Origin of the sequence: Allocoleopsis sp., from assembly GCF_036703385.1 — a bacterium.
GTDB lineage: Bacteria > Cyanobacteriota > Cyanobacteriia > Cyanobacteriales > Coleofasciculaceae > Allocoleopsis.
On record NZ_DATNPA010000050.1, the window covers coordinates 1 to 13,370 of the forward strand.

11 protein-coding genes are annotated in these 13,370 nt (G+C 44.8%); 8 read left to right on the forward strand and 3 right to left on the reverse strand.

What is annotated here, in order from left to right; all coding sequences use genetic code 11:
• Positions 1 to 68: 68 nt before the first annotated feature.
• From V6C93_RS02760 to mazG, 3 genes are all read left to right on the forward strand, one after another.
• Positions 69 to 632 (forward strand): metal-binding protein, encoded by a 564-nt coding sequence (locus tag V6C93_RS02760; protein WP_333475116.1) that lies wholly within the window; start codon positions 69 to 71, stop codon positions 630 to 632.
• 47 nt (positions 633 to 679) lie between these two features.
• On the forward strand, positions 680 to 859 hold the full coding sequence (locus tag V6C93_RS02765; RefSeq protein ID WP_333475117.1) for a hypothetical protein: 180 nt from the start codon (positions 680 to 682) through the stop codon (positions 857 to 859).
• 285 nt (positions 860 to 1,144) lie between these two features.
• Positions 1,145 to 1,987 carry a nucleoside triphosphate pyrophosphohydrolase gene (gene mazG / locus V6C93_RS02770; RefSeq protein WP_333475118.1) on the forward strand — a complete coding sequence of 281 codons (843 nt, stop codon included), beginning with the start codon at positions 1,145 to 1,147 and terminating at the stop codon, positions 1,985 to 1,987.
• A gap of 281 nt (positions 1,988 to 2,268) precedes the next feature.
• Here mazG and V6C93_RS02775 read toward each other — a convergent pair whose 3' ends face one another.
• The 3 genes from V6C93_RS02775 to V6C93_RS02785 form a co-directional block, all read right to left on the reverse strand.
• Entirely contained in the window at positions 2,269 to 2,841 is a 573-nt protein-coding gene (locus V6C93_RS02775; RefSeq protein WP_333475119.1) for a hypothetical protein, read from the reverse strand.
• Between the two features lie 184 nt (positions 2,842 to 3,025).
• Positions 3,026 to 3,691, reverse strand: coding sequence for a 2OG-Fe dioxygenase family protein (locus V6C93_RS02780; RefSeq protein ID WP_333475120.1), 666 nt, complete (start codon positions 3,689 to 3,691; stop codon positions 3,026 to 3,028).
• Between the two features lie 206 nt (positions 3,692 to 3,897).
• Positions 3,898 to 4,665: an HpcH/HpaI aldolase family protein gene (locus V6C93_RS02785; protein WP_349262601.1), complete on the reverse strand. Its 768-nt coding sequence runs from the start codon at positions 4,663 to 4,665 to the stop codon at positions 3,898 to 3,900.
• Between the two features lie 124 nt (positions 4,666 to 4,789).
• On the opposite strand from V6C93_RS02785, the gene V6C93_RS02790 reads away from it, so the two are divergent.
• The 5 genes from V6C93_RS02790 (at position 4,790) to V6C93_RS02810 (ending at position 13,323) form a co-directional block, all read left to right on the forward strand.
• Positions 4,790 to 5,701 carry a YihY/virulence factor BrkB family protein gene (locus V6C93_RS02790; protein WP_333475122.1) on the forward strand — a complete coding sequence of 304 codons (912 nt, stop codon included), beginning with the start codon at positions 4,790 to 4,792 and terminating at the stop codon, positions 5,699 to 5,701.
• A gap of 791 nt (positions 5,702 to 6,492) precedes the next feature.
• On the forward strand, positions 6,493 to 8,985 hold the full coding sequence (locus tag V6C93_RS02795; RefSeq protein ID WP_333475123.1) for a hybrid sensor histidine kinase/response regulator: 2,493 nt from the start codon (positions 6,493 to 6,495) through the stop codon (positions 8,983 to 8,985).
• A gap of 180 nt (positions 8,986 to 9,165) precedes the next feature.
• Positions 9,166 to 10,629 carry a hybrid sensor histidine kinase/response regulator gene (locus V6C93_RS02800; protein ID WP_333475124.1) on the forward strand — a complete coding sequence of 488 codons (1,464 nt, stop codon included), beginning with the start codon at positions 9,166 to 9,168 and terminating at the stop codon, positions 10,627 to 10,629.
• 126 nt (positions 10,630 to 10,755) lie between these two features.
• On the forward strand, positions 10,756 to 11,151 hold the full coding sequence (locus tag V6C93_RS02805) for a response regulator (protein ID WP_333475125.1): 396 nt from the start codon (positions 10,756 to 10,758) through the stop codon (positions 11,149 to 11,151).
• A gap of 36 nt (positions 11,152 to 11,187) precedes the next feature.
• The gene (locus tag V6C93_RS02810; protein ID WP_333475126.1) at positions 11,188 to 13,323 is read left to right on the forward strand and encodes a PAS domain S-box protein; all 2,136 of its coding nucleotides are present in this window, start codon (positions 11,188 to 11,190) and stop codon (positions 13,321 to 13,323) included.
• Positions 13,324 to 13,370 lie beyond the last annotated feature (47 nt).

Below are 13,370 nucleotides of genomic sequence, written 5' to 3' on the forward strand. Positions count from 1 at the left end.
AGGCGCTCTACCAACTGAGCTAACCGCCCGATAACATAATTAGGTTAACACAAAAATGATAATAACATATGCCCTCTGGTCAAACACACGATCGCATAACTTTGTGGAGCTTACCAGCAGTCACCGGTTTGACCCTAGCGACGACACAGAGTGGCAACCTAACTTTAATCGTCTCCGGAGGGTTCCTCTTTAGTGGGCTGATGTTCAGTCCTGACTTAGACCTGAAATCGCTACCTTTCAAGCGCTGGGGGTGGCTGCGGTGGATTTGGATACCCTACCAAAAAGCGATGCGCCATCGATCGCTCTTTTCTCACGGCCCCCTGATTGGCACCACGGTACGAATGCTGTATCTTGCTGCATGGACAGCCTTGGTGGGGATACTGATTTTGGGCGTCGTCCAGCTATTCCGGGATGTGCCTTGGAGTTGGCAGCAGTTTGGTCAAGACATGAAGCGATCGCTAATCCATTATCAAGCCGAATGGATTGCCCTGTTTGTGGGTTTAGAACTGGGGGCAATGATTCATTCCTTGAGCGATTGGACGAGTACAGCCCTCAAGCGTTCCCAGCGGAAGCCAAAGCGCAAATCGACAACACGCAAGCGTACCCCGTCCCGACGTACCTCCAAGAAATAATGGAGTTGGAACAGATTAATTTTAGACGAGGTTGACTTTTTTGAATATTGAGCTGTAGGGGCGGGTTTAGGGATAACTTTTGTCGTCCTACCAAAAAATGTGATACAAAACCCGCCCTTCCCCCCGCACATCCCACCGAAAAATCCATACATTGGGATGTGTTGTGGGATGCGATCGCAACCACGATGGGCGATCGGATTTATGTCTGGTGCAATCAGCTAGGCTAACGCCTCGCTACGCTAACGCTGGTGCCAAAGGCAATCGCACATCATTAGGTTATCGGTAAATTTGTTCAGGGGTAAGGGCGGGTTTTGATGTCAGGTTATTGGTTTTCCCAGCAATTAAATCTCTAAACCCGCCCATACATCGAAAATTTGGTTGAATGACATGGGTTGGATGGCGTGGGATGGGTTGGTCTTCTGAAAAACGCCAGCGGTTGAAACCGAATGGCAGGTGATTGGCAACACCGAGAATCTCGTGAAGAATAGTTAAGTGGTTGTTGGTTTCCCTTTATGTCCGGTTCCCACGAGCAAACTCAGCTAATGACCGAAGCGTCGGTGTTACAAGCATTGCAACAGTTGATTGAAGTCGTTGCCCAGTTGCGATCGCCGGAAGGTGGCTGTCCCTGGGATTTGGAGCAAACACCCCAGACGCTGATTCCTTACGTGATTGAGGAAGCCTATGAAGTCGTCGATGCGATTCGCAGTGAGGATAAAGATGCGATCGCAGAAGAACTAGGAGACTTACTCTTGCAAGTTGTCCTCCAAGCCCAGATTGCCAGTGAAACCGAGCAATTTACGCTCAAAGAAGTCGCTCAAGGCATCACCCAAAAGCTCATCCGGCGTCATCCCCATGTGTTCGGCGATGTCCAAGTCCAAAATGCCGCAGAAGTCCATCAAAACTGGGAGCAAATCAAAGCAGCGGAAAAAGGAGAAACAACAGCGGAGGCTCATCTCCTCAGCCGCAAACTAACTCGCTATGCGCGGACGTTACCCCCCTTAAGGGGAGGGATGAAAATCTCGCAAAAAGCGGCGGCGGCTGGCTTTGAGTGGGAGAACGTTGAGGGCGTCTGGGAGAAGTTTAGCGAAGAATTAGCCGAATTCAAAGAGGCACTTGAGCAGAACAATAAAGCCGAACAGGAGGCGGAACTTGGAGATTTACTCTTCACCCTGATTAATATTGCCCGTTGGTACGACCTTGACCCTTCGGAAGCGTTGCACGGAACGAACGATCGCTTTATTCAACGCTTATCAAAAATGGAGACTGTCGCCGACCGACCGCTTTCAGACTATACCTTGGATGAATTGGAAGCTCTCTGGCAGCAAGCTAAAGCCCGACTTGCAAAGGAGCGTTAGCTACAACTAACTATAAGTAAGCCTTATGCCAGGGAAAACTCCCGTTAAACCCTGCCAGATTCTAACGGGAGCCTTCTATCCACTTTCCAGTACTTAAATAATCAATCACCTATCCAAAACCTGTAAATTCAGTTTATTTCTGACAATTCTTTCCTACCTTACTTACCATTGAGTCAGAAATTAAACTTGGAAAAATCAGAATAAACACATCTTTGTGTCATTTCGTAAGCTCTCTAGCTTAGGAATACTGACTGTTAATTGCCCAAATCATACCCAGAATTTCAGTTGATTTTAGCAGGAACCCAATCATCATGGTGAGGTTGGTCAATGGCTGGGGATTGAATGGCAACAAAATAGCATTCACCTTCACCTTTCACGGCAAAACCGTGAGCAACATTCGTGGGATTATAAACTCGATTTCCAGCAGCAAGAGGAAACCATTTATCCTTGCCCACTGCTAAACCCATACTCTCTAACTCAGAGGTTGGAGACCAATCCTCTTCTACAAGAGCGTAGGCATTAACTGGGTCAGGAAAACCTTCAGCAGCCCCAAACATCACACACAGAGCGTGGGCTATCTGGTGAGCATGTACAGAACCAGGGTAATCACTTTTAATGCCAATTAGTTCGAGTTGTAGTCCCCCAGAATTCAGCTTGAATTGTTCTAAAAACTGTTGCAATATTTCTTGGCGCACCGTCGTTTTTTCAAACCCGTGATAGTTTTTCTTGGATGCCCAATCAAATAGTTCTGCTGCGGGTTTCTTCCTTAATAAATTGACAAATTGATTACCAATTGTTTCTAAAGTTTCTCTTGGGAGCTTTAGAATTGGCTTAGCCAAACTAGTATCTAACATGGCTACCGACTCCTAAAATTCAGGTATTTAGACTGCTTAATAGTTGATTCGGGTTACAATACCCTCTTCGGGCTAACGAGAGATTACAGTTTCTTCGCTAACCATACCTAAAGACACTGAACAAAAAACGAGTAGACCAGGCTTATTCCAGCTCTAGTCTTTCTTTTAATTTTCGGACTTTTACTCAGACAATTAAGCTGGGAGAAGTCATCACAAAAACATCTCTGGTTCCTACCCGCTCAGATGTGGGTTTAATCGGAGTGGTATAGTGCAGGAATTCATGGTCATTGACCAATACCATTTCGCCAGGATTCAAAACTTTACTAAAAACAGGCTGCTTCTGTCTGGCTACATAGAGATGGGTTTCTCCACCTTCAATATTGTCTCGGTCAATTGCGATAATGCCGATAAAATCAGTCCCGTCTCTATGAATTCCTTCAGGTGCTGGGTTGCCAAAATTCTTCGGCGAACAGGTTATCCTAATTTGATGAACTCCAATTTCAGCTTCTGGATGAAGTTTACAAGAATCAGTGAAGGCCAAAACCAGTTTCTGAAATTCTTCTTGCTCGATCAGAGCATCTTCGAGTTCTTCATACTCTCTCTTCAGATTGCCCAATAATGGGTTATATTCCTTACTTTGCAAGAAGTAGCCATGAGGCAGTTTGATTAACTCATTCCCCGACACAGTAAATCGAGAAAATCTTCTGAAGCGATAGTGACCTTTGATATAGGGGTCAACCGGAAGATTTGTAAAAAATGGCTTGATACTTTCCAGTTTGATTGAGTTTACCTTTCTAAGTGTAAACAAAAAGGCATACTCGAGTTCCGTCAATCCTGATATGGTTTGCATCGTTTTTTCACCCTTATACCCCGATCCCCTTACGGGTTTCTTCCTTAAAGGGGTTTATATCCTCAGTATAGAACAAAAAAAATATAGTGTTGCCAATTACACTACAGAAATTTCTAAAATATGGTATATTGCATTTTTTTAGCAGGCGAAATGGAAGTGGACGAAGCTTCCGCCCACAAATACCTCTTTCAGGACTCAAGCGAGAGCTAAGCTTCAGTCCGTATCGCTTTTACCAATCCCTGACAAGCTCGAAGGAAAATACCAACGTCTACGCCTAGGGCAATATACTGAATCCCAGCATCAATCCACTGCTTAGCGACTTCTGGATTATCTGCATAGGTGCCAACTATTTTTCCCGCGTTGCGAATCGTGTCAATGCATTGATGCATCAAGTCCATGACACGAGGGTCACGTACCTGACCGGGAATACCCAGTGATTGCGACAGGTCGTAGGGGCCGAGAAAAATAACATCAATGTGGGGAACGCTGACAATCTCGTTGAGGTTCTCTACACCGCGTATGCCTTCAACATGAATGACAACTAGGGATTCCTCGTTGAGTTTGTCTGTGATTTGCGCTCCTGCGGCTGTATAAACACCAGCACGAGTGTAGAAAGAAAGACCCCGCGAACCTAAAGGGCTGTACTTGGCACTTCTAACGCAGGCTTCGGCATCGGCCTTGGTTTCAATCTGTGGAACTTGAACGCCTGCACTGCCAATGTCAAGAGCACGTTGGATGTGCAGGGAGTCGTTTTTGCCAACGCGCACAAGAGGAGCGATTCCTACACAGTCGGCAGCGCGGCAAAGGTTTTCGGCAACCAGTGGATGAAGAGGTCCATGTTCTAAATCGATGATAGCAAAGTCAAATCCGGTATGTCCGCAGATTTCCACAAATCCTGGATAGGAACAGTTGACAAATAGACCGAGTACCACTTCACCTCGCTGGAGCTTGCGCTTGAGTTGGTTTTCGCGAATCATTTCTATACCTTGTTGGATGGGGTGCAATTCAAAGTATCTCTTGTGGGGCTGGTGCGAAAACTCTTAATTGCGAAACAATGGCGTTGGGGTCGGTCAACGGTGACCTGAGGAGCCTGTATCAATGAGCATCACAAGAATTTGGCTGCTGTTGAAAATAACATTTTCTCAGTGGAGACAAGACCAAGCCTCGCTGATGGCAGCTGCGTTGGCCTATTATACGGTGTTCTCTCTGGCACCCCTCTTAATTATTGTGATTGCGATCGCAGGAGCGGTATTTGGAGAACAGGCGGCAAAAGGTGAGCTTGTGATGCAAATGCAAGGACTAATTGGCAAAGATGGTGCCGAGCTAATCCAGACGGCGATCGAAAATGCCAGTCAGCTCGATCCTAGCCAAGGCCCTATCCCCACCCTGATCAATATCAGCCTCCTGCTCTCTGGCGCAAGTGTCATCTTTGGTCAACTCCAAAAGTCACTCAACCGCATTTGGAATGTAGAACCGAAGCCAGGACACAGCATCATCGACTTTCTTCGCCAACGTTTTTTATCGTTCTCGATGGTGCTAGTGATTGCATTTTTACTGCTAGTGTCTCTCGTTATCAGCACAATCCTGGTGATTTTAGGTAATTATTTGAGGGACTTGGTACCGGGTTTTACCTACTTGTGGCAATTACTCAACTTTCTCATCTCATTTGGCATTGTCACACTGCTGTTTGCCATGATGTTTAAAATTTTGCCCGATGCCAAAATTGATTGGAAAGATGTGTGGATGGGGGCGGCACTCACCGCTCTACTCTTTGATATCGGTAAGTTTCTATTAGGGTTCTATTTGGGGAAAACCAGTTTAGCTTCAGCCTATGGTGCAGCTGGCTCTCTAGTCATTATCCTTACCTGGGTTTTTTATTCCGCTCAGATTCTGTTTTTGGGTGCAGAATTTACCCAGGTTTATGTCAGAAGTAGCGGCAAAGAAATTGCTCCGGCTGATTATGCCATGCGTGTCTCAAAGCCTTCTTGTGAGGAAGTCGGTTTAAAGTAGCCGTCCGAGAAATCCTAAGTTGTCGTGCCTCAAGAGTAGAAGAGAGGTTTTCCACATCCTGTGAAAAGTCAGCGCTACCACAGCAAACGAACTGCGACTCTCGCTACACAGTCCGGATACCAGTAATTTCAGTCGTAGGTTAGCTGCCCTTGCTTTAACTTGCAATTGGGTGTTTATCTTGTTTATTGGGGAATGACCCGAAAAGCCCATCCCGATTATGCTTGCTTAAATGCACATTAACTGAGTAGTGGATGCAGGATGTAAAAATTACCCTGCCCCTACGCTAGAAACTTGATCTTCATCCTAGAAATCAGCCAAATGGCGTAAAAAAATTGGAGCATTTGGCTGAGTTATTTGCTTTTACACTGTACATAAAATTTGATAAGCTTTTTTAAAACGAACTAACAAAATCCAACAACTTCAATTACTCAATTGATAGGTAGTGCATTCAATCAGTGACCAGTTATCAGTGAGCAGGTAACGGAAAAGAGGATTGAACCCCTGCCTGTTACCTACCATCTGTAGAGGTGGGAAATTGTTACTCTCAGGGGAAGTAAGTAGTGACCAGTGGTGCATAAATTTTAATGCGCTAGAACAAATAGTGCAAAATCAAATGCTTCCCCATACAACTTTAAATTATCAATCTATTTTTAGGAGTTTGAGCTTATCAAATCTCCTAGGAATTTGCTTTGGAGCGAAATGCTGTCACCTTTGTCAGTTGGGCTGGGGTACGAAACCAAACTTACTTGAGCGGGACTTGCACATCGAATTAATCAAAGGAATTAATAAATATGAGTGAATTCCAGTTATTAGAGGCCACTGTTCACGAGAATCCGCGACTGTTGAGCGCAATTTTTGAACAGACGGCTGTTGGAATTGCCTATCTCAGCCTGGAGGGTCAATGGCTAAAAATTAATCAAAAACTGCTCGATATGATTGGCTATACTCCTGAGGAATTACTAAGTCAATCGCTCCAGGATATTACCCACCCGGACGATCGCACGAGCGATCGCAACTTACTGAAAACACTCCTAGCAGGCGACATTCCGAATTACAAGATCGAAAAAGGGTTCCTGCATAAACAGGGTTACCTGATGTGGGTGAATCTCACTGTGTCCCTTGTACAACAGCCATCGGGTAAGCCTCCCATTCTCCTCGTCATCGTTGAGGAGATTAGCGAGAAGAAACAACTCGAAGAAGTGATCAAAGCGCTAGTTAAGGGAACCGCCAGTGTGAATGGTGGCGCAGACTTCTTCCCCGTCTTTACTCAATATCTAGCCTTTGCCTTGAGTGTTCGTCATGCAATGGTGACAGAACTCCTAGAAGATGAGCAGGGCAGACGACTTCACGCCTTGGGATTCTGGGCGGGAGATAACTTTATCGAAGATTATACGTACAACTTAGCGAATACACCCTGCGAGCGGGTTGTGAATGAGGGGATGAGTTGTTTTAGCGATCGCCTTCAGCAACTTTTCCCACTCGATCTCGATTTAGTAGGTTTAAATGCCGAGAGCTATCTAGGTATCCCCCTGTATAGTACCTCAGGGCAAATCATCGGTCACATGTGTATTTTGGACGATAAGCCCTTGCTCCGAGAACAGCAAGCGCGATCGATCTTAACCATTTTCGCGGCACGCGCCGCCGCCGAACTAGAGCGCAGACTCGCAGAGCAAGCCTTACTTAAAACCAATCAAGAGCTAGAACTTAGAGTCACACAGCGCACCGCCGAATTAGCCAAAGCCAAAGAAGCCGCTGAAGTTGCCAACGAAGCAAAAAGCACCTTCCTCGCCAACATGAGCCACGAATTGCGATCGCCCCTCAACGCCATTCTAGGCTTTGCCCAACTGATGACGCGTAGCCGCAGCCTCCCCCCAGAACACCTGGAAAATGTCGGCATCATTACCCGCAGTGGGGAACACCTGCTCACCCTAATTAACCAAGTCTTAGATTTATCCAAAATTGAAGCAGGGCGCACTACCCTGAACGAAAAAAACTTCGACCTTTATCGTCTACTAGATGATTTGGAAGATATGTTCCAACTTAAGGCTGACGATAAGCATTTACAGTTACTTTTTGACCGCGCCCCCGATGTCCCCCGCTATATCCGCACCGATGAGGTTAAATTACGACAAGTCTTAATTAACTTGCTCAATAATGCACTGAAGTTTACCACTGAGGGGGGTGTGTCGGTGCGAGTGGATAGAAGGTTGAATGTTGAAAGGTTGGAAGCGCAGGAGGGCGTAGCCCATGTTGAAGGTTCAGAAGAGTCTTTTAACCTGCAACTTGCTAACCTGCAACCTTCAACCCAAACAAACCTACAACCTTCAACCCAAACAAACCCGCAACTTCTCACCTTAGCATTCGAGGTCGAAGACACCGGCCCTGGCATCGCCCCAGATGAGTTAGATAACCTCTTTGAAGCCTTTGTGCAAACCACAACTGGCAAAGAAGCACAGGAGGGAACAGGTTTAGGTTTGCCGATTAGTCGCAAATTTGTGCAACTAATGGGGGGTGAAATCATTGTTACTTCTCAGGTGGGACATGGCACCCTCTTCAAATTTGACATTACAGTGGGTGTAGTTGATGTCACTGATATTGAAACCAAACAACCAACACGCCGAGTCATTGCCCTTGAACCCAACCAACCCCGCTATCGGATTTTGATTGTGGATGACAAACCCCTCAATCGCCAACTGTTAGTTAAACTGCTCAACCCCTTTGGTTTTGAACTGAGGGAAGCGACTAACGGTAAAGAGGCGGTTGAAATTTGGGACGAGTGGGAACCACATCTGATCTGGATGGATATGCGGATGCCCGTGATGGATGGTTACGAGGCGACTAAACAGATTAAATCAACGACGAAAGGACAAGCCACCGCCGTCATTGCCCTCACGGCGAGTGTGTTGGAGGAGGAACGGGCAGTAGTACTATCGACGGGTTGTGATGACTTTTTGCGTAAGCCGTTCCGAGAAGAAGAAATTTTTGCTGCCATGCACAAACATATTGGCGTGCATTATCTTTACGAGGAACCAACAGCCCAGACAGCTGTTTCCCAGACGGATATCCAAGATGCTCTGATTCCATCAATTCTCGCTACTCTGCCAACTGAATTGCTCGCTAATTTGGAGCAAGCGGCGAGTTTTGCCGATATGAAACAGATGGACAGTTGTATTGATGAAATCCGGAATTATAACGCCACTCTCGCTGATGCGATCGCATCATTAGCCAATGATTTTGAGTATGGCAAGATTGTCACGTTCATTCAAGAGGCTAAAACTAGCTAAGGAGGTAAGTATGAATATTGGTCGTTGAGGCAAGGCAGAGGGCAGAAGATAGAAGGCAGAAGGGAAGAGGATTTTAATTTCCTAACATTTGTTGATAGACCTTCGTTTATTTGTTTAGCCGCCATTTGCTCCTCGCCCAGCCTGCGATAACCTAAATCTTTCTCTCAAATCTCAAAAGGTATGATAGACCATCAAATAAGCCCAGCCACAGCCAATATTTTAGTAGTTGATGATACTCCAGCTAATTTGCGTCTTTTAGTGGGAATCTTAACCGAACAAGGGTACACGGTTCGACCGGCACGGGATGGCTTCCAGGCGCTCTCAATTGCCCAAGGTGTCCCCCTTGATCTGATTTTGCTGGATATTCAGATGCCTCAAATTGATGGCTATGAAGTCTGCTCGAAGTTGAAAGCGGATGAGAGAACTCGCCATATTCCCGTTATCTTTATCAGTGCCTTAAGTGATGTATTCGATAAGGTGAGAGCCTTTGGGGTGGGCGGCGTGGACTACATTACTAAACCGTTTCAAGTCGAAGAAGTTTTGGCTAGGGTGGAAACTCACTTGGCTTTGCAACATCTGCAAACAAGTCTGCGAACTAAAAATCAGGATTTAGCTAAAACCAATGAGCAATTAGCCAAAACCCTGCAACAACTAAAAGCCACTCAAGACGAACTCATCCAATCGGAAAAAATGGCAGCTTTAGGACAACTGATTGCTGGAGTCGCTCATGAAATCAATACACCTTTAGGAGCGATTCGTTCTTCAGCTGGAAGTATTTCTAAGTTTTTGGGTCAAACTCTCGAACAGTTACCCGATTTATTTCAATCTATTTCAAGAGAAGAAGCGGAGAAATTCTTGGCTTTATTGCAACGGTCACTTCAAAAAAAATCAACGTTCTCTGCTAAAGAAGAGCGGCAATTAAAACGAAGCTTAATTCGGCACTTGGAAGAAAAAGGGGTAGAAAACGCTGACGTTGTTGCAGATACCTTAATAGATATGGGAGTTTATCAGGAAATTGACCCATTTCTATCTCTGTTAAAAAGATCGGATAGTCAGTATCTCTTAGAAATCGCCTATAAGCTTTCCGGATTACAACGAGGCACTCAAACTATCAACATGGCTACAGAACGTGCATCAAAAGTAGTGTTTGCTCTAAAAGCCTATGCCCGTTATGACCAATCCGGTGCAATGATACTCGCTAACCTAGTTGAGGGAATTGAAACTGTATTAACCCTTTATGACAACCAAATCAAAAATAGCGTCAAAGTAATCCGAAACTATACTGAATTACCCCTATTTTTCTGTTATCCTGATGAACTCAATCAGGTTTGGACTAATATTATTCATAATGCTTTACAAGCAATGGATTATGGAGGAACATTAACCATTGACATTACTCAGCGAGACCAGCAGGCTCACATTAGCATTACTGATAGCGGTCAGGGGATACCTGAACAGATTAAACCTAAAATATTTGAACCATTTTTTACGACGAAGCCACCTGGAGAGGGCAGTGGATTAGGACTTGATATCGTGAAGAAGATTATTGATAAACATCGAGGTCAAATCGAAGTTGAATCGATTCCTGGTAAAACCATATTTACTGTCTCTCTTCCTATTAATATTCAAGAGGAATCCCAATAAACTGAGTACTTCGGTAGCTACACTCTGTATAGAACTCATAGTGCGTTACACTACGTAAAACTCCTCTCTTCCTAGAGGCTAGGCGTAAGCCCTAGACTAATATAGATTACCCATTACTCAGAAAATATGCCTAAATCAGTTATTCTATGCGTCGATGATGAGACAGTTGTTTTAAAAAGCCTCAAGACACAACTTAAAGAAGCCTTTGGAGATACTTACTTTTATGAAGTAGCTGAAGGTGCAGAGGAAGCCCTAGAGTTAATTCATGAACTCAGTGAGGATGAAAATAGTATTATTCTCATTGTCTCGGATTGGTTAATGCCCGGTATGAAGGGAGATGAATTCCTCACTCTTGTCCATCAAGAATTTCCCAGCATTATTAAAATTATGCTAACGGGTCAAGCCGATGAATCAGCTATTGAGCGGGCTAAAAAGCAGGCAAACCTCCATCAATGTTTATATAAACCTTGGTCTGAAGAGGAATTAGTTGCAAGCATTAAATCAGGTTTAGCAAAACGATGATTCTGTTTAACAAAAAAAGAGAAAAATTTGATAACGGTGACTAAACAGGTAATTATTTGTGTCGATGATGAGACAACGATACTGAGAAGCCTCAAAGCTGAACTGAAAGAGGCGATTGGTAATGATTATCTGATCGAAGTGGCTGAAGGTGGAGAAGATGCCTTAGAGTTACTGCATGAAGTACTCGAAGATGGATATGAAATTCCTTTAATTATTTCAGACTATATTATGCCGGAGATGAAGGGCGATGAGCTGTTAAGGCAGGTTCACCTAATTTCTCCCAAAACCCTGAAAATTTTGCTGACGGGTCAGGCTAGCATTGAAGCTGTGGGGAATGCGGTTAACTATGCCAAACTCTATCGCTATATGGCAAAACCGTGGCAAGCTGAAGACTTTAAATTGACGGTTACAAAAGCGATTTACAGCTACCTTCAGGATAAAAAACTTGCCGAACAAAATGCCCAACTCCAGCAGATGAATCAGGAGTTGGAAGAATTAAACCGTGATCAAGCCGCACTGATTGCCCAACTCCACGAGAAAGAAAATCGCTTGATGCAGTTTTTAGAAGCCATGCCAGTCGGAGTGTTTGTGGCGGATGCGAATGGCAAACCTTACTACATTAATTCTCGCGCCTATCAGTTATTGGGTAAAGGAACTGTCGCGAACGCCACATCTGAGCAATTGATGGAAGTTTATCAACTCTATCTCGAAGGCAGCGATCGCCTGTACCCCAACGAGGAGGATATCTTGCATCGGGCGTTAAACGGGGAAAGTGCCACGGCTGATAATATAGAAATCCGTCATGGTGACAAGATTACCCCGATAGAGGCTTGGGGAACGCCGATTTATGATAACAAAGGCAACTTAACTTATGCGATCGCAGCATTTCAAGATATTAGCGATCGCAAACAGGCACGAGAGGCACTGCAAAAGGCAGAACGCAAGTATCGCAGCATGTTTGAAAATGCCCTAGAAGGCATCTTTCAGATTACCCCCGATGGACGTTATCTCAATGCTAATGCGGCTCTAGCCCAGATTTACGGCTACGACTCTCCCCAAGAGTTGATGGCAATTCTCACCCCCATTGAGCATCAACTTTATGTCCAACCACACCGCTGGACTGAATTGATGCGTTTATTGCAGCAGTACGGTGAAGTGTCTAAGTTTGAGTCTCAAGTCTATCGCCAAGATGGTAGCATCATCTGGATTAGTGAGAGTGCCCGTGGTATCTATGATGGCAATGGGGCACTACTCTACTATCAGGGTTTTGTTGAAGATATCAGCGATCGCAAAAAAGCTGAAGCTGAACGGGAACGGTTTACGGAGAAACTCTTTCAACTCAATCAATCCTTCTCTCGCTTTGTTCCCCGTGAGTTTCTTCAGTTTTTAGACAAGCAAAGTATTGTCGATGTCCAATTAGGTGAGGCGGTACAGAAGGAGATGTCGGTGCTATTTTCTGATATCCGCGACTTCACTAGCTTCTCGGAACGGATGACACCGGAGGATAATTTCAAATTTATCAATTCCTATCTTTCTCGCATGGGTCCCGTGATCAGCGAACATCAGGGATTTATCGATAAATATATTGGCGATGCAATTATGGCACTGTTTAGTGGTAACGCCGATAATGCTGTTAAAGCTGCAATTGCTATGTTGCACAAGCTTGCGGAGTATAATCAACATCGAGCCGCCTCTGGCTATGCTGCGATTCAAATTGGCATTGGCATCAATACAGGTTCTCTAATGCTGGGGACAGTTGGGGCTCAAAGCCGCATGGATACTACGGTGATTAGCGATGCCGTCAATTTAGCCTCCCGCCTGGAAAGCCTAACCAAAAATTATGGAGTATCGCTGTTAATTTCTCACCAAACCTTGGTACGTTTAGACAACCCAACAGAATATAGTATCCGCTTTATTGAGCGAACTAAAGTGAAGGGAAAGTTAAAAGCCGTCGCCGTGTTTGAAGTGTTTGATGGGGATGAGCCGGACATGAAACAGGGCAAGTTAGCCACGAAAGTTATCTTTGAAGAAGGTCTGTTTCTCTACTATCAGCAGGATTTTTCCCAGGCTGCTAAACGATTTGTCGATGTCTTGAGCATCAACTCAAAAGATAGAGTGGCTCAAATCTATCTTGAACGGTGTCAGCAGTCGATTATACAACCGCGATTTTGACAAATGATTCAGGATTCAACAATAAGTGAGTTATCAAAATGTATTTG